The sequence below is a fragment of the Arthrobacter sp. MMS24-S77 genome, assembly GCF_054888235.1.
Genome location: NZ_JBTZRN010000001.1, coordinates 4,626,185 through 4,642,813, shown reverse-complemented (window position 1 = coordinate 4,642,813; position 16,629 = coordinate 4,626,185). Strand labels below are relative to the sequence as shown.

The window sequence follows — 16,629 nt, the reverse complement described above, 5'->3', positions numbered from 1 at the left end:
TACAGTCAACACACAGCTGCAGCAAGCGGAGGGAACGCTTCCATGATTGAGGCAACAGGCTTGAGGAAGGTCTACGGCGCAAAGACAGCCGTCGACGGAATCAGCTTCACCGTACAGCCCGGGAAAGTCACGGGCTTCCTTGGCCCGAACGGCGCCGGCAAGTCCACCACCATGCGCATGATCATGGGGCTCGACCGTCCGACGTCGGGCGACGTCACCGTCAATGGTCGGCACTACGCCCAGCACAAGGCTCCGTTGCACCAAGTAGGAGCCTTGCTTGATGCCAAGGCGGTCCACACGAGCCGCAGCGCCTACAACCACTTGCGGGCCATGGCTGCAACGCACGGGATTCCGAACGCGCGGGTTGAGGAAGTCATCGAAATGACGGGCCTCACCGCGGTGGCGAAGAAGAAGGCCGGCGGATTCTCCCTCGGCATGGGCCAACGGCTCGGCATCGCGAACGCGCTCCTGGGTGATCCCCAGACGCTCATCCTCGACGAACCGGTGAACGGGCTGGACCCCGAGGGCGTGCAGTGGGTAAGGAACCTCGCACGCTACCTGGCAAGCCAGGGCAAGACGATATTCATTTCCAGCCACCTCATGTCCGAGATGGCCCAGACCGCGGACCACCTGATTGTGATCGGTCGCGGCAAGATCATTGCTGACACCACGGTGGATGCGCTGATTGAGAGCCAGACCCGCAAGCGCACCTTGGTTCGTACCTCGGAGACCACACGCTTGTCCGAGTTGCTGGCCCGCGATGGCGTCCGGGTGGAGCAGAACGAACGAGAAACCCTGGAAGTGTACGGGGTGGAGCCGCTCCGTATCGCCGAGCTCGCCCTCGATAACCGGGTGCTGGTTTACGAGCTCACTCCGCTCACGTCCTCGCTGGAAGAGGCGTACTTCCAGCTGACCAAGGACGAGGTGGAATACCACTCGCACATCACCGGTGGACCGGCGGCGCCCGGCGGACCGGTGGACGCCAACCCCGCCGGAGTCGGCGCCACCTCCGCTGCCACCATGGAAGGGATCCAGTCATGAGCACCAATACCATTAGCAAGAAACATGCGATCCCGTCAGCCGGGACCGGTGGCGTCAATTTCCTCCGGGTACTGAACTCCGAATCCATCAAGTTCCGGACCCTTATGAGCACCAAGCTCCTCTTGGTCCTGACTTTCGTGGCCATCGTCGGCATCGGCCTGCTGTCCGCGCTGGTCCGCTGGAACTTCATCAACCAGATGGTCGAAGTCGGCCGGCAGGGCCACAAGGAATCGGTGCAGCAAGCCGTTGACTCCTTCCCGCCTGGATCCGGGTTCGAGCTTTACAACCTTCCGAACGCCGGCCTGAATATCGGCATCCTGATCATGGGATCCCTGGCCGTACTGTTCATTGCTTCCGAGTACGCAACAGGCATGATCCGCTCGACCATGAACGCAGCCCCGGGCCGGCTCTCCACCTTCGGGGCCAAGGCCGTCGTCTTGATTGTTGTTTCCTATGTGCTGTCGATCGTGGCCGGCGTCGTGACCTTCCTGCTGGCGTCGCCCATGTTCTCCAACTTTGGCCTTGACCTCGGATGGAACACGAACGGTGTCCTCTATAGCGTCTTCACCGGAGGGCTGTACGTCTCCGGAGTTGCCTTGATCGGGCTCTCGCTCGGAACACTGCTCAAGAACCCGGCCGGCGGCATCACCGTCCTGGTAGGCATCATGTTCGTGCTTCCGTTCGCCGGACAGTTCCTCAGCTTCGCACCGGGAGATTTTTGGAAGTACGTCCCGCAGTACCTGCCCAGTGAAGCCGGTGGCCGTTTCTTGTCGATCGGTCACGCAGACGGCATCCTGGACCCGTGGGCGGGCGGACTCGTGTTCCTCGGCTACGTGATCCTGTTCATGGTTCCGGCCCTCATAGCGCTCAAGAAGCGCGACGTCTGATTCGAGACGTCCGATCCGCAACCGCACGGTTTGAAATCCAGGAACAGCCACTCCAGGCAAGGCCACACTAGGCTCAACCCATGAGTGAAGAGTCGCCAGCACAGGACGCGTCGGCCCACGTGGCCGATGCGTCCTTTGCTGAAATCACCCTGCGCCGCCGCGGCAGGATCCGTCGCTACCTTTTCGAACACCCACGGGTCATGGACACGGTGGTGGTGCTTTGCTATTCGCTCCTGGCACTGCCCACCTTCATTGGCTCCATCGTGGACGGCAAGTGGTTCGCCGCCGCGCTGCTGGTTGCCATTGCCGCCATCCTGTTCCTGCGACGCCGGAATCCGCTCAGCGTCACTGCGGCGGTTGCCGTCCTCGAAGTGGCCGTGACGCTACTGAACCCCTGGGGATCCAACGTCTCTGCAGGGCTGTGGTTTGCGCTCTACGCGGTGGCCGTGGCGAGGACCCGGACCTTCACGCTGACGGTGTTTGGCGCGGCGAGCCTGCCGCTGACCCTGGTGTACCTTTTCATGTGGATCAGCCCGGCCACGCCGTCCAACGCTGAAGCGATTCCGGAGAACTTCCATCTCATCAGCAACATCACCGCCGCGGTCAGCATCTTGTTGTCCAACCTGATCGCGACCGGCATCGGCATTTCGGTGCGGCAGCGGCGTGAGCACGAGAACGAAATCAGGGCCTGGGCGGCGCGTACGGCCCGCTTGGGTTCGGTCACCGAACGCAACCGGATCGCCCGCGAGATGCACGACGTCGTGGCCCACTCCCTGACGGTCATGATCAGCCTCTCGGACGGCGCCGCCGTCGTGGTCAAGAAGGATCCGGAGCGTGCAGGTGAGGTGCTCGGTGAGCTGTCGCGCACTGGCCGGACGGCGTTGGCCGATATGCGTCGTGTCCTCGGCGTGCTGCGGGAGGACTCCGGTGGTCCGGCGCCTTTGGCGCCCCTGGTCAGCGGCCACAACCTGAGCAAGCTGCTCGATGGATTCCGGACGGCAGGGCTGCCGTTGCACTATTCGCACACGGGCCCTGCCCTTCCCGAAGACCCGGCCTTTCAGCTCACCGTTTACCGGATTGTGCAGGAATCCCTCACCAACGTGCTCAGGTACGGGCGTTCCTTGAGCCAGGTGGATGTGCAGATCGTGCGGGACGGCGACTCGGTCACCATCGAAGTGCGCGACGACGGCCGGGGCTCCCGGGATCCGGGAACCGAAGAGGTTGCCTTGGGAACGGGCCAGGGCATCGCGGGGATGCGTGAACGTGCGGGAATTTATGCTGGCACCGTGGATGCCGGTCCTGGCATGAACGGCGGGTGGAGGGTTCATGCGGAGCTGAATTGGAATGGAGAAAAGGGGAAATCATGACTGACAACGCTCCCATCAAGATTCTGCTGGTGGACGACCAGCCCCTGCTGCGCATGGGATTTCGGCTCATCCTGGAAGGCGAGGAGGACCTCGAGGTGGTCGGCGAAGCCTCGGACGGTGCCGAAGCCGTGAGAAAGGTGGACGAACTGGAACCGGACGTTGTGCTCATGGACGTCCGGATGCCTGCCATGGATGGAATCGAAGCCACACGGCGGATCACGGCCTCGGCGTCCAACGCGAGGATCATCATCCTGACCACCTTCGACCTCGATGAATATGCCTTCTCCGGGCTGCAGGCGGGGGCATCCGCCTTCCTGCTCAAGGATGTTGCGCCCGCCGAGTTGGTCCAGGGCGTCCGGCTCGTAGCCAGCGGCGACGCCGTGGTGGCTCCGAGGGTCACCCAGCGGCTCTTGGAGACCTACGTCCGTGGAGGCCGGGTTCCTGGCCAGGCCATAGCCCAACCCCGCGATCCCCTGCTCGAGGAACTCACACCCCGCGAAACAGAAATGCTGGAGGCCATCGCGGGAGGGCTATCCAACGCGGAAATCGCCCACAAGTTCTTCCTGTCCGAGGCCACAGTGAAGACCCATGTCCGGCGGATCCTCACCAAGCTGCACCTGCGGGACCGGGTCCAAGTGGTGGTCTACGCCTACGAAACAGGACTCGTGATCCCTAGCAATCCGGATTACTAGGGGTTGCGTGACGGTAGGACAGGCTATGACGGGCGAGCCCGGGGGTATCGCACAGCCGGAACACAGCCTTGGTATGTACCCCGCATAGTCCTGGGCGCTTCCATGGGTACATGACTCCTTCACCGAAGCCCTCCCACGAGCCCCACCCCGACCACGATCGCGGCCTGGAATTCGACCTCTCCACGCTCCTGAGCCGCCGCCGGACGCTCGGCGTGCTGATCGGCGGCGCTGCCACCGCGGCACTCGCGGCCTGTACCCCGGCTGGGACCAGCACGGACAGCACGAGCACAGCACCGGCGTCGGGCACTGCTTCCGCGAGCACGACGGCGACGGCGAGCCAAAGCGCCTCTGCCTCGCCCACGGTGACACGCGCCATTGCTGAGTGCGGAGTCGAGATCCCGCAGGAGACGCTCGGCCCCTACCCGGGAGACGGGTCCAACGGACCAAACGTCCTGGCAGCGTCTGGGGTGGTTCGGAAGGACATCACCTCGAGCTTCGGCACATCCACCACCAAAGCCACCGGCGTACCCCTCACGGTGACCCTGACCCTGCTGGACAACGCGAACGGCTGTGTCCCGCTGGCCGGGGCTGCGGTCTATGCCTGGCACTGCGACCGGAACGGCAAATACTCGCTCTACGATTCCGGCCTCGAAAACGAGAACTACCTGCGTGGCGTGCAGGAGTCCGATGCCAACGGACAACTGAGTTTCACCACCATCTACCCCGGGGCGTATAACGGCCGCTGGCCACATATTCACTTTGAGGTATTTGAATCCATGAGCAACGCCACCAAGGCGGGCCAGGTACTGGCGGTTTCGCAGATCGCGCTCACCGAGGCCGCCTGCAAGGCGGTCTACGCCACCGCGGGCTACGAGTCCAGTGCCCGGAACTTCCCCAACACCACCCTGAAATCGGACAACGTCTTCGGCGATGACGGCGGTATCTACCAGCTCGCCACGATCTCCGGATCGGTATCCGCCGGGTATGCCGCTGCGCTCAACGTAACGGTGTAGCGCGGACGGGTAGGCGTCGTGGGTCCGGGGCCGCGTCGTAGGTGGGCGAGACTAGACTCGGAGCCATGCCTTCGAACTCCGCTGCAGAACACATCCAGGACCTTGGCGCATATGTGAGCGCATCGCCGTCGAGCTTTCACGCTGTCTCCGAGGCGGCGCGCAGGCTCGACGACGCCGGTTTTACGGCCCTGGATGAACTTCAGCCGTGGGAAGGCGGGGCGGGTAGCTTTTACGTGATCCGGGATGGCGCCCTCATCGCCTGGGTGACACCGGCAGGCGCAACGCCCACCACAGCATTCAATATCCTCGGCGCCCACACGGATTCACCGTCCTTCAAGCTCAAGCCCAAGCCGACAACAGGCAAGTTCGGCTGGCTCCAGGCCGGCGTGGAGGTATACGGCGGCCCATTGCTGAACTCATGGCTGGACCGCGAGCTTCGGCTCGCGGGGCGGCTGGTGATGCTGGACGGCACCCAGCACCTCACGGCAACTGGACCGCTCCTGCGCTTTCCGCAGTTGGCCATCCACCTCGACCGGGCCGTCAATGACGGCCTCACGCTGGGCAAGCAGCAGCACATGAACCCGGTGTTCGGGCTCGGCGATCCCAATTCCGCGGACGTCTTGGCAATCCTGGCTGATTCCGTGGCCGGGGCTTCCGTGGATCCCGCCCTGATCGGCGGCTACGACATAGTCGTCGCGGACACGCAGGCGCCGGAGGTGTTCGGGGCCAAGGGTGAATTCTTCGCTTCTGGACGGCTCGACAATCTGTCTTCAACCCATGCCGGACTCGCAGCACTCATCGCGCACGCAGCCACCGGTACGCCGGCCGGCGGGCCCATCGCGGTCCTGGCTGCCTTCGACCACGAAGAAATCGGCTCCGCGTCGCGCTCCGGCGCCAGCGGACCCATCCTCGAAGACATCCTCACCCGGATCGCTGACGGCCTCGGCGCGACGGTGAGCGAACGGCGCCAGGCGTTGTCGGCGTCGTTCTGTGTTTCCGCGGATGCCGGCCACGCCGTCCACCCCAACTACTCGGAGCGGCACGATCCCGCCAACCGGCCCATCCTCAACGGCGGACCGCTCCTCAAGATCAACGCCAACCAGCGCTACGCCACGGACGCCACCGGCGCGGCCTTCTGGGCCCGGCTCTGCGGCGGGGCGGGCGTCCCGTACCAGGAGTTCGTCTCCAACAACGACGTGCCGTGCGGCTCCACTATCGGCCCGTTGACCGCCACCCGCCTGGGGATCCGGACGGTCGACGTCGGCGTGCCCCTTTTGTCGATGCACTCGGCACGCGAACTGTGCGGCGTTGAGGACCCGCGCCACCTGGCCACGGTGACGGAATTGTTCTTCCGCACGGCGATCTAGCGCGTTACTGCGGCTCCGGTTCAGTCGACCCGCGTCAAGACGCGAGGCTCACCACAAGGTTGATGGTGGTGGCCAGGATCCCGACCCCGAAAACATAGGCAAGCAGGCTGTGACGCAAGGCGGCAGATCGCATTTCCCTGGTGGTGATGGATGTGTCCGAAACCTGGTAAGTCATCCCGAGGCTGAACGCCATGTAGGCGAAATCCGCGTATTGCGGCGCTTCTTTCTGGTTGAATTCGATTCCACGGGGCGGCTCGGCCGTGTAGTACACCTCGGCATAACGCAAGGTGAAGAGGGTGTGCACCAGGAGCCAGGAAACCGCCGCGCTACCGAGGGCCAGCAGGGCGAGCAGGAATTTGTCGACGCCGTGCGCGTCTTTGGCGCCGATCATCACCAGCACCACCGCAGCAAGGGATCCGACGGCGGCACACAAGATGAGCAGGTCGGTAGTGGTTCGACGCGGATCCTCTTCTTTGGCATGGCTTGCCGTCTGATCGGCTTTCATGGGGGTGATGACTGTCCAGACGAAGACGTTGTAGACCCCAGCTGCCACTGCCCAGCCCACGGCCGGCGCGTAGATCCATTGGCCCCATATTCCGGTGGCCACGGCAGCGGCGATGCCAGTGACGATCATCAGCAGGAACCGCAATTGGGAACGCTTGGCCCGGGTGGACTTTGGCCGTTGGTTCTTTGCCGCGGCAGCATTCATAGTCAGATCATGACACGTCGGCCAGCCGGACGGCCGTCAACTTCCCGGCCGCGGCGCGAACATAATGACCGCGACGCCCAGAAGGCAAATCACGGCTCCGATGATGTCCCAGCGGTCCGGCCGGAAACCGTCGAGGAGCATGCCCCAGGCCAAGGATCCGGCGATGAACACACCGCCGTAGGCGGCAAGGACTCTCCCGAAATGCGCGTCCGGTTGGAACGCCGCGACGAAACCGTAGATGCCCAAGGCCACAATCCCCAGGCCTGCCCACCACCAGGGCTTGGCCTCCCTGACCGATTGCCACACTAGCCAAGCCCCGCCGATCTCGGCCAAGGCCGCGAGGACAAAGAGGGCGGTGGACTTGAGGATGGTCATTGATTCAGTCTGCCTGAGCCTTGCCGCTCTTGGTCGACGGTTGATCGGCGCTTTTTGAGTTATCCACATAAGCGAAGCCGCCCGTTCCACCTCGCCGACACGCCGAATAGGCTTAGACACGGGAAATGGACTAAGATATTGAAGTCTGTGCTGCGCCCTGCTTCCGCTTCTGGAAGCGGTCAGCAGCACTGTTCATCGCAAATGAACCTCCTGTTACGGAAATGCCGTAACCGCTTAGCCCAAAGGAGGTGGGTTCACATATGCGTCCTTACGAATTGATGGTAATCATCGACCCCGAGGTCGAAGAGCGTACGGTAGAGCCGACGCTTCAGAAGTTCCTCAGTGTCATCACCACCGATGGTGGAACCATCGAAAAGGTTGACATCTGGGGCCGCCGTCGCCTCGCTTACGACATCAAGAAGAAGTCCGAAGGTATCTACGCCGTGGTGAACTTCACCGCCAAGCCGGAAACCGCCAAGGAACTTGACCGCCAGCTGAGTCTCAACGAGACCATCATGCGCACCAAGATCACCCGCCCCGAAGAGCAGAAGGTCGTTGCTGAGTAATTTCAGCTCCCGGCTTTCATTCTTTACCCCGCAGGAACGAACAAGGAGGCAGTAGATGGCAGGCGAAACCACTATTACGGTCATCGGTAATCTCACCAATGACCCCGAACTGCGGTTCACGCCGTCAGGCTCGGCGGTAGCGAACTTCACCATCGCTTCTACTCCCCGGACCTTCGACCGCCAGTCCAATGAGTGGAAGGACGGGGAAACCCTGTTCCTCCGCGCATCGGTATGGCGCGAAGCAGCTGAAAACGTCGCCGAATCCCTGACCAAGGGCATGCGCGTGATCGTTTCCGGCCGCTTGAAGAGCCGTTCCTACGAAACCAAGGAAGGCGAGAAGCGCACCGTTATTGAGCTCGAAGTCGATGAAATCGGCCCGAGCCTGCGTTACGCCAACGCCAAGGTCAACCGCACCCAGCGCTCCGGCGGTCAGGGTGGCCAGGGTGGCTTCGGCGGCGGCAACAACAGCGGCGGCTTCGGGGGTGGCGGCGCTGGTGCAAGCCAGGGCGGCAACTCCGGTGGAACTTGGGGCGGCGGCCAGTCCGCACCGCAGGAAGACCCCTGGGCTACCCCGGGTGTCAGCAATGCGGGCGGATGGGGCAATGGCCCGGATTCCGAACCTCCCTTCTAAACATTCATAAAAGTTCGACGCCGGAACCCGCCGGACGTGCCGCGAGGCACCTGGGTGGCACCGCCGTCGAGCACCACCATCCCGTGGATCCATATCCACGGGCTCCATAGAAAAGGAGCTCCACGATGGCTAAGGCTGAACTCCGTAAGCCCAAACCAAAGTCCAACCCCTTGAAGGCCGCTGACATCACTGTCATCGACTACAAGGACGTAGCATTGCTGCGCAAGTTCATCTCCGACCGCGGAAAGATCCGCGCCCGTCGCGTCACTGGCGTCACGGTGCAGGAACAGCGCAAAATCGCCCAGGCAATCAAGAACGCCCGCGAAGTTGCTCTGCTGCCTTACTCCGGCGCTGGCCGCGGCTAAGGAAGGGATTAACGAACATGGCAAAGCTCATTCTGACCCACGAAGTAACCGGTCTCGGTGCTGCTGGCGATGTTGTCGAGGTCAAGGACGGTTACGCACGTAACTACCTGCTGCCCCGCGGCTTCGCTCTGACCTGGACCAAGGGTGGCGAGAAGCAGGTTGAGTCCATCAAGGCTGCCCGCGCTGCTCGTGCCCACGCTTCGGTTGAAGCCGCACAGGCCCAGGCTTCTGCGCTTTCCGCCAAGAAGGTCAAGCTCGTTGTGAAGGCCGGCGAGTCCGGTCGTCTCTTCGGCACCGTCAAGCCGGCTGATGTCGCTGCTGCAGTTGAGGCCGCTGGCCTCGGCTCCATCGACAAGCGCAACGTTGAACTGCCGAACCACATCAAGTCTGTTGGTTCGTACCAGGCCAACGTCCGCCTGCACGAGGACGTTTCCGCTGTGATCGACCTTGAGGTCGTTGCAGGGAAGTAGTCTCTGACGTAGCTCGAAGGACCCCCGTTTCCGGTTTCCGGAGGCGGGGGTCCTTTGCGTTGCGGGGGTGTTGCGGGGTTTTGGGGCGCGCGAACTGGCAGCAGATGCCCTCTGGCGGCCTAGCTGGGGGCATCAGCTGCCTGTTCGCGCTAGGGAGCCTGCGCTGGGTGGGGGGCGGACTTGATAGCCTGCACCGGTGAACCTTGAACCCATGCGCACCAGGCCCTTCTCCCAGGTGGACGTTTTTACCGACGTGCCGTACGGCGGCAATCCGCTCGCCGTCGTCGTCGACGCCGAAGGCCTCACTGCAGACCAGATGCAGCACTTCGCCAATTGGACCAACTTGTCCGAGACCACTTTCCTGCTCCCGCCGAGCGACCCGGCGGCCGACTACCGCGTCCGGATCTTCACCGGCAGCGAGGAATTCCCCTTCGCGGGGCATCCGACTCTCGGCTCGGCGCACGCATGGCTGGAAGCCGGCGGAGTTCCGAAACAGGCCGGGGTCCTGGTGCAGGAGTGCGGTGCCGGTTTGGTCAAGGTTAAGGTCGACGGCGGCCGCCTCGCTTTTGCGGCGCCCCCGATGACCCGTTTCGGGCCAGTGGACGGGGGAACCATGGAACAGTTGGCCGGTGGACTTCGGCTGCCGATAACCGCACTCCTGGACGCCTCGTGGCTGGTCAATGGCCCGCAATGGATCGGTGTGCTGCTCGAATCGGCCGAACAGGTCCTCGGCATCGAACCGGACCTTGTTGCGATGGGGGAGTTGAAGGTGGGGGTCATTGGTGCACATAAACCGGGTGCCGGCGTCGACTTCGAAGTCCGTACTTTCGTTCCCGGCGACGCCATGGTGGAGGATCCGGTGACAGGCAGCTTCAATGCCGGTGCTGCCCAGTGGCTGATGGGAAGCGGCCGGGCGCCCCGAGAGTACGTCGCCGCCCAGGGTACTGTGCTGGGCCGGGCGGGACGCATCCACGTCACAGCGGAGGGCGGGGACATCTGGGTGGGAGGAAACACCGTGACGTGCATCCAGGGAACCGTGCAGCTATAGCGGGGAATAAAAGGAGCGGGGGCACAGTTTGGGAGTATAGATGCAAATGCATGTACTCTGGTTTGAAACCATCGAACCGCCGAGCAACAGGAGATCGTCATGGAAACCCGCCGCATAACTGTCCTTTCCGCCGGACTTGGTGTCCCGTCGTCGACCCGGCTCCTTGCGGACCAGCTCGCCGCGTCGGCCAAGCGCCAGCTGGGCGACGCCGGGTATGAGGTGCGGGTAGACGTCATCGAACTCCGGGACCTGGCCGTGGATATCGCCAACAACTTCGTGACAGGCTATGCCGCGCCGCGCCTGGCAGGGGTGATCGCCGGCGTCGAGGACTCCGACGGCATCATCGCCGTCACTCCCGTCTTCAGCGCCTCCTACAGCGGGCTGTTCAAGTCGTTCATTGACGTCCTGGACCCGAAGTCCCTCGATGGCAAGGCGGTCCTCCTCGGCGCCACTGGCGGCACCGACCGGCACCAAATGGTGCTCGACTACGCCATGCGTCCGCTCTTCACTTACCTTCGCACCAGGATGACCCAGACATCCGTTTTCGCCGGCCCCCAAGATTGGGGAAACACCGACGACGGCGCGTCCCCGCTGTCGGTCCGCGTGGACCGGGCGGCGGGCGAGCTTACCCAGCTCCTGAGTGGCGAACAGCCGCACCGCAAGGCGGAGGCGATGGAATCCCTGCCTTTTGAGCAGCTCCTCGCGGGGATCACGGCCGGACGCTAGGCCGCGTTACCGCGCAAGCAGCTATTAGTCGTCCAGCAGCTCGATGAACTCGAGTGCCTGCTTCATGCTGATGTCGGAATGTTTGGTCAATGCCAACGCCGCCGCCTCGACGTCTCCGCTCTTGGCCAAGGTCCGGATCCTGCCGTAGATTTCGTCGTTGAGCATGTTGCTGCTTACCTCGCGCGTGACGTCGCCCTTGCTGGCGATCGCCCGGTAGCGGTACGGGAAGCGCTCCGGCTCGTCGTCGTCGGGCATGAGGTCCTGTGGGGCGGGCTCAGGCTGGCGGAAGGGCTGTGGGTGCGCCGCAAGGGCGCTGACGGCGTCCCGGGAGGCACGCAGGCCCTCTCCGGTGGCGCTGAGGTACAGCTTGATGGCCGCCATGGCCTGGCCTTGGGCGATCAGTGAATACAGCAGCCGATGTTGATCCTCGCTCAGCTTCGCCGCGGCCTCGCGGGCCAGCTCCACCGGGTCGACGGCACCCTTGCCTGTGGCCGCATTGCCGAGACGTTCTGCTGCGCGGCGGGAGAGCACGCGGCTGATCAGAAGCACGCCGACGGCGACGGCCGCCAGGATCAAGACCGGAACGAGTAGGGATTCCATGCACTAAAGCCGATCTATGTAGTTCTTGGCGGTCAACAGGTCCGAGTGCGTTTCGTGGCGGAGAAGCTTGATGGCCTGGATCTTCTGTCCGCTGCGGACCATGCCCTGCAATTGCAGCGCAAACTGGGGATTCAACTGCCCGTTGGGCAGGATGGGGCCGTTGTAGCCGGCTTGGCCGACCCCTGGGCTGGCCCCGACTTGCGCCTTAAGTGCCGCCCGCGACTGGCTGTCCTGCTGGGACTGTTGCTGTGCGTTCTGGCTTGGCCTTGTGGACGCATCGATGCGCGCCCTTGCCGCCGTTGCGGCCTGCACCTGGGCAGCCTGGTGGGCTGCCGAACGGGCGGCCAACTCCCGTTGATAGCGTTCGGCGTCGGACAACCCTGTGTCGCGTGGTTTGAACGCCGCCGTCAGGGCCCAGATCACCGCCACAAGGATGACAACGGGCATTGCGACCAGCAGTACATCCCCAACAGTGAAACCCATACTTAGAGCTTATGTCAGAACGCAGTTATCCACAGCACATTCCTGTTTCGGCATAGCTTCTGAGAGCCTGCTGTCAAATTCTGGGAGCGATTGTGGGCGGCATCACATTATTGGCATATTTATCCCGCTTTGGGCCATTGAGCGGGGCCGGGGGTGTGGATTGAGCGAATCGGCCTGTGGATGAGTGGCGGATCAAAATACTTTTCATCCACATGGCGTGGAGAATGTTTTCCCAGTTCAGAGGCTATTTTCCGCAAAAAGAATTTCTCTTTCCACAGGGTCTTGCACAGACTGTGCACAAGTAGGGGTATGTTTTCAACACTTTATCCACATGCCCGGCTTGGTGCCTCGGAAAAGCAGGGCTAACGTGGCTGAGTACCTGCTTTAGGTACTTGGAAAACCCCTGTTTCTCGTGTGCGGCGCCCTGACGCCGTCGGTAACCAGCATGCCCGCGGCCGGTCTGTGGAAAAGCTGTGGAAATCGGGGAATCCAAAATTGTCGGTGCTCCGCGAAAGAGTTGGACCAGCCGGCACGCCGGGCGGCCGGGCCAACCCACACCGGGGTATTGGCCTACCGAACCGCCGGGAACAGTTATCTGCCGCGGTACACAATGGAGGACGGCTTGTCAGTTACGCACTTGGATTCGATCGAGGGCGGCCGGACGTCGGACGCCAGCCGCAAACCTCCGCAGGACATCCCCGCCGAGCAATCGGTTCTCGGCGGCATGATGCTCTCCAAGGACGCCATTGCGGACGTCGTGGAAATTGTCCGCGGGCACGACTTCTACCGTCCCGCGCACGAAACCATCTATGAGTCCATCATCGACCTCTACGGCCGCGGCGAACCCGCTGACGCCGTCACGGTGTCCGATGAGCTGACCAAGCGTGGCGAGATCAACAGGATCGGCGGCCCCGCCTACCTGCACGAGCTCATCCAGACCGTACCCACGGCCGCCAACGCCGGTTACTACGCCGAAATCGTGGCAGAACGCGCCGTTTTGCGCCGCCTCGTCAACGCCGGCACCAAGATCGTCCAAATGGGCTACGGCCAGGACGGCGAGGTGGAAGACCTCGTCAACCAGGCCCAGGCCGAGATCTATGCGGTGGCCGAACGCCGCACCGCGGAGGACTACGTGGCGCTTAAGGACGTCATGGAATCCACCGTTGACGAGATCGAGGCATCCGGTCACCGCGGAGAGGGCATGACGGGCGTCCCTACCGGGTTCTATGAACTTGATGAGCTCACCCATGGCCTGCACCCGGGCCAGATGATCGTCATCGCCGCGCGCCCCGCCGTCGGTAAGTCCACGTTCGCGCTGGACTTTGCCCGTTCCGCTGCCATCAAGAACAACCTCGCCACCGTGATGTTCTCCCTGGAAATGGGCCGGAACGAAATCGCCATGCGCCTGCTGTCCGCGGAGGCCACCATCGGCCTTCAGGACCTCCGTAAGGGCACCATCAAGGACGAACAGTGGTCCAAGATCGCCACCACCATGGGCCGCATGAACGACGCACCGCTTTTCATTGACGACAGCCCCAATATGTCCCTCATGGAAATCAGGGCCAAATGCCGCCGCTTGAAGCAGCAGCACGACCTCAAACTGGTGATCCTCGACTATCTCCAGCTCATGAGCTCCGGCAAGAAGGTTGAGTCACGCCAGCAGGAAGTCTCCGAATTCTCGCGAGCCCTCAAGCTGTTGGCCAAGGAGCTCCAGGTTCCGGTCATCGCGCTCTCCCAGTTGAACCGTGGATCCGAACAGCGCCAGGACAAGAGGCCCATGGTCTCGGACCTTCGTGAATCGGGCTCCATTGAGCAGGACGCCGACATGGTCATCCTGCTTCACCGCGAGGACGTCTACGACAAAGAATCCCCCCGTGCCGGCGAGGCCGACATCCTCATCGCCAAACACCGTAACGGCCCTACCAAGGACATTGTGGTGGCCTTCCAAGGCCATTACTCCCGCTTCGCGAACATGGCGGGCGAGACAGGCGGCGGCGGGTTCTAGGCAGCAAACCACTGCCTCATTCCGGCCAAGGCCACGGCCAGTTCCGGAAGTTCGGGATGCCACGGGCGCTCCCACTCCAACGAAAGCCACTCGGTTCGGTCCTCAAGGAGAGCGAGGATTTCGCGCAGCGGAATGGCACCCTCACCGAGGAGCCGTAACCGTCCGTCCAAGTCGGCATCTTTGAGCTGCGCATAGCCAAACCACTGGCCGATGGCTTCCAACGTCGTCGCAGGCAGCTCACCGGCAGTGACAGGGTGGAGGACGTCCCAGATGACTTGGACGCCATGACCGGGGCATATCTCTTCCAACAGCGTCATGACCCGCCGGATGTCCCTGCCCCGGGGATGCGAGTCATGCGTTTCCAAATATATTCGGACATCAGGTGCGCAGCGGGTGGCCGCCGCGAGCCGCCTCGCGATGCGCGCATCCGAATCCGTGCCAGCCCCGCCCGGAAACACGCGGACCCCTGCCGCTCCCAAGTCACGAGCGAGAAGGATCTGAGCCTCAAGCTCGCCGAGTACGTGGTCGTCGCTCTGCCCCGGATCGCCTACACGTACGTACGTAGCTATACAGACGACGTGCAACCCTGCCTCGTCGATCCGCCTGCGGATCCAGCCGCGCTCTTCACGGGACAAGCCAGTATGCACTGCTTGTCCTGCCGTGGAGCGGAGTTCGAGCCCTTGAATCCCGTAGGTGGCCGCAATGTCCAGAATCTCCTGGAGAGATGCTTCCGGGCAACCGAGCGTAGAAAAGGCAACCTTCGCCTTCACGAAGTTCCCACCAACCCGGCGGTCAGCGGCGGAGCTTTCTTCCCGCTTTACTATCAATTCTTCTCCTCAGAACGTGCCTCGATTCAAGGAAAGGTCCCAGAGCAACCTGAGGTCAAGCATTGGTAGGTCATTTGAACAACAATGCACACATCCCGCGGCCGATGTTTGTGGGGCTTTCCTGTTCTTGACTTCAGGGACTGTGTCCGCTCTAGTTCATAGTGAACAGATCAAACACAAGTGAACTCGATCGGAGATTCCCATGCTGCCAGAGGACCGGCACCTGCAGATTCTGAAGGAGTTGGCTTTCCATGGCTCCCTGAGCGTCGAAGAGTTCGCCGCAAGAATGGGAACGTCCGGGATGACGGTCCGTCGTGATTTGGCAGCTCTCGCGGAACAGGGGCTCCTGCAACGCGTCCGAGGTGGTGCCGTCCCGGTTGCCGGGACCGCCGTTGAAAGCGGCAGGGGTGCCGCTACAGGCATGATCCGTCGGGGAGCTTCGGGTCCTGGCGCCGTTCCTACGTTGTCGGGGCGACCGGGCGGGAGGCGCCCGTTGGCGACGATCGGCATGATCGTCCCGTCGGCGTCGTACTATTTTCCCGGGGTTATCCGGGGCGCCGAGGCGGCCGCCCAGGAAGCGGGCGTTCGGCTGGTGCTGGGGGTTTCCAACTACTCAGGGGCCGAGGAGCGGCGCCAGCTTCGCCGTCTGTTCGAACACGGGGTTGACGGCATCTTGGTTACGCCCAGTGAGGTTTCCTTGGCCGGAACTGAAACCCTGGCCTTGCTGGCTGAAGCAGCGGTGCCGGTTGTCGTCGTCGAACGCTCCATCGACGACGTTTCTGAAGAGTGCCGCCTGGAGTCCGTCCGCAGCGACCATGTGCGCGGGGCGGAGATTGCGGTCAACCATCTCCTGTCCATCGGCCACAGGAGGATTGCCCTGTGCGTTCGGGAGAAGACTCCCACAGCCTCGCAGGTCATCGAGGGCTACCACCTCGCCATGCGGCGGGCCGGGACGCCGCAGGACTCCACGATGGTGCGCCCCGTGTCGCGTGCGCTGAACGATCCACAGGCGCACCGCCTCGTGTTGGACGGGATTCTCGACTGGTGCGCCGAGTCGCACGTGACGGCCGCGATCGTGCACAGCGATGAGGACGCGCTGCAGTTCGCCAGCGCCTGTCAGGATCGCCGCGTCCGCATCCCGGAGGACTTGGCGATCATCGCGTACGACGACGAAATCGCGGCGCTGGGGACAGTCCCCCTCACCGCCGTGGCACCGCCAAAATACGACGTCGGACATGAAGCGCTGCTGATGTGCCTGAACAGGATCGGGACCCAGCGACGGGGTGTGTCGGCGCTGCAGCGACTTAGTCTCTCTCCCAGCCTCAACATCCGGGATTCTACCCAGAGCCAGGCGCTTAAAGTCGGGGCCGCCGGATGACGGAAGCCAAGACAAGCCCACTCCGGTTCTAGTGTTCAATTCTGTTCATTCCGTTGATATGTTTACTCGCTGGCCGTTT

The 16,629-nt window shown here is 63.0% G+C and carries 19 protein-coding genes; 14 read left to right on the top strand and 5 right to left on the bottom strand.

The window, feature by feature from the left end; all coding sequences use genetic code 11:
- Positions 1–42: 42 nt before the first annotated feature.
- The 6 genes from ACX5I4_RS21495 (at position 43) to ACX5I4_RS21470 (ending at position 6,367) form a co-directional block, all read left to right on the top strand.
- Positions 43–1,041: an ABC transporter ATP-binding protein gene (locus ACX5I4_RS21495; RefSeq protein WP_461838470.1), complete on the top strand. Its 999-nt coding sequence runs from the start codon at positions 43–45 to the stop codon at positions 1,039–1,041.
- Complete coding sequence (locus tag ACX5I4_RS21490; RefSeq protein WP_461838469.1) at positions 1,038–1,928, top strand: ABC transporter permease; 891 nt, start codon at positions 1,038–1,040, stop codon at positions 1,926–1,928. Before ACX5I4_RS21495 ends, ACX5I4_RS21490 begins: the two co-directional genes overlap by 4 nt.
- A gap of 80 nt (positions 1,929–2,008) precedes the next feature.
- Positions 2,009–3,295 (top strand): sensor histidine kinase, encoded by a 1,287-nt coding sequence (locus ACX5I4_RS21485; RefSeq protein ID WP_461838468.1) that lies wholly within the window; start codon positions 2,009–2,011, stop codon positions 3,293–3,295.
- Positions 3,292–3,987 carry a response regulator gene (locus tag ACX5I4_RS21480; protein ID WP_461838467.1) on the top strand — a complete coding sequence of 232 codons (696 nt, stop codon included), beginning with the start codon at positions 3,292–3,294 and terminating at the stop codon, positions 3,985–3,987. Before ACX5I4_RS21485 ends, ACX5I4_RS21480 begins: the two co-directional genes overlap by 4 nt.
- A 110-nt stretch (positions 3,988–4,097) precedes the next feature.
- Positions 4,098–5,000: an intradiol ring-cleavage dioxygenase gene (locus tag ACX5I4_RS21475; protein ID WP_461838466.1), complete on the top strand. Its 903-nt coding sequence runs from the start codon at positions 4,098–4,100 to the stop codon at positions 4,998–5,000.
- A 65-nt stretch (positions 5,001–5,065) separates the two neighbouring features.
- Complete coding sequence (locus tag ACX5I4_RS21470; protein ID WP_461838465.1) at positions 5,066–6,367, top strand: M18 family aminopeptidase; 1,302 nt, start codon at positions 5,066–5,068, stop codon at positions 6,365–6,367.
- A 34-nt stretch (positions 6,368–6,401) separates the two neighbouring features.
- Here the strand turns inward: ACX5I4_RS21470 and ACX5I4_RS21465 are convergent, their stop codons facing one another.
- The gene (locus ACX5I4_RS21465; RefSeq protein ID WP_461838464.1) at positions 6,402–7,076 is read right to left on the bottom strand and encodes a DUF1345 domain-containing protein; all 675 of its coding nucleotides are present in this window, start codon (positions 7,074–7,076) and stop codon (positions 6,402–6,404) included.
- A 36-nt stretch (positions 7,077–7,112) separates the two neighbouring features.
- On the bottom strand, positions 7,113–7,451 hold the full coding sequence (locus ACX5I4_RS21460) for a YnfA family protein (RefSeq protein WP_461838463.1): 339 nt from the start codon (positions 7,449–7,451) through the stop codon (positions 7,113–7,115).
- Positions 7,452–7,711: 260 nt separating this feature from the next.
- Here ACX5I4_RS21460 and rpsF point away from each other — a divergent pair, with 260 nt between their 5' ends.
- From rpsF to ACX5I4_RS21430, 6 genes are all read left to right on the top strand, one after another.
- On the top strand, positions 7,712–8,017 hold the full coding sequence (gene rpsF / locus ACX5I4_RS21455) for a 30S ribosomal protein S6 (protein ID WP_265978101.1): 306 nt from the start codon (positions 7,712–7,714) through the stop codon (positions 8,015–8,017).
- Positions 8,018–8,072: 55 nt separating this feature from the next.
- Positions 8,073–8,648, top strand: coding sequence for a single-stranded DNA-binding protein (locus ACX5I4_RS21450; protein ID WP_265978099.1), 576 nt, complete (start codon positions 8,073–8,075; stop codon positions 8,646–8,648).
- A 125-nt stretch (positions 8,649–8,773) separates the two neighbouring features.
- Positions 8,774–9,013: a 30S ribosomal protein S18 gene (gene rpsR / locus ACX5I4_RS21445; protein ID WP_003800144.1), complete on the top strand. Its 240-nt coding sequence runs from the start codon at positions 8,774–8,776 to the stop codon at positions 9,011–9,013.
- Between the two features lie 17 nt (positions 9,014–9,030).
- Positions 9,031–9,483: a 50S ribosomal protein L9 gene (gene rplI, locus ACX5I4_RS21440; protein WP_461838462.1), complete on the top strand. Its 453-nt coding sequence runs from the start codon at positions 9,031–9,033 to the stop codon at positions 9,481–9,483.
- 211 nt (positions 9,484–9,694) lie between these two features.
- Positions 9,695–10,531 (top strand): PhzF family phenazine biosynthesis protein, encoded by an 837-nt coding sequence (locus tag ACX5I4_RS21435; RefSeq protein WP_461838789.1) that lies wholly within the window; start codon positions 9,695–9,697, stop codon positions 10,529–10,531.
- A gap of 99 nt (positions 10,532–10,630) precedes the next feature.
- Positions 10,631–11,257, top strand: coding sequence for an FMN reductase (locus tag ACX5I4_RS21430; protein ID WP_461838461.1), 627 nt, complete (start codon positions 10,631–10,633; stop codon positions 11,255–11,257).
- A gap of 24 nt (positions 11,258–11,281) precedes the next feature.
- On the opposite strand, the gene ACX5I4_RS21425 is transcribed toward ACX5I4_RS21430, so the two are convergent.
- Both ACX5I4_RS21425 and ACX5I4_RS21420 read right to left on the bottom strand, forming a co-directional pair.
- A complete protein-coding gene (locus tag ACX5I4_RS21425; RefSeq protein WP_461838460.1) occupies positions 11,282–11,857 on the bottom strand; it encodes a hypothetical protein in 576 nt (191 codons plus the stop codon).
- Positions 11,858–11,860: 3 nt separating this feature from the next.
- On the bottom strand, positions 11,861–12,340 hold the full coding sequence (locus ACX5I4_RS21420) for a hypothetical protein (RefSeq protein WP_265978082.1): 480 nt from the start codon (positions 12,338–12,340) through the stop codon (positions 11,861–11,863).
- 622 nt (positions 12,341–12,962) lie between these two features.
- Between ACX5I4_RS21420 and dnaB the strand changes: the two genes are divergently transcribed.
- Complete coding sequence (dnaB, locus tag ACX5I4_RS21415) at positions 12,963–14,345, top strand: replicative DNA helicase (RefSeq protein ID WP_059388830.1); 1,383 nt, start codon at positions 12,963–12,965, stop codon at positions 14,343–14,345.
- On the opposite strand, the gene ACX5I4_RS21410 is transcribed toward dnaB, so the two are convergent.
- Positions 14,342–15,172 (bottom strand): sugar phosphate isomerase/epimerase family protein, encoded by an 831-nt coding sequence (locus tag ACX5I4_RS21410; protein WP_461838459.1) that lies wholly within the window; start codon positions 15,170–15,172, stop codon positions 14,342–14,344. The two genes, dnaB and ACX5I4_RS21410, sit on opposite strands and share 4 nt — an antisense overlap.
- A 202-nt stretch (positions 15,173–15,374) precedes the next feature.
- On the opposite strand from ACX5I4_RS21410, the gene ACX5I4_RS21405 reads away from it, so the two are divergent.
- Positions 15,375–16,550, top strand: coding sequence for a LacI family DNA-binding transcriptional regulator (locus tag ACX5I4_RS21405; protein WP_461838458.1), 1,176 nt, complete (start codon positions 15,375–15,377; stop codon positions 16,548–16,550).
- The last annotated feature ends 79 nt before the right edge of the window (positions 16,551–16,629 follow it).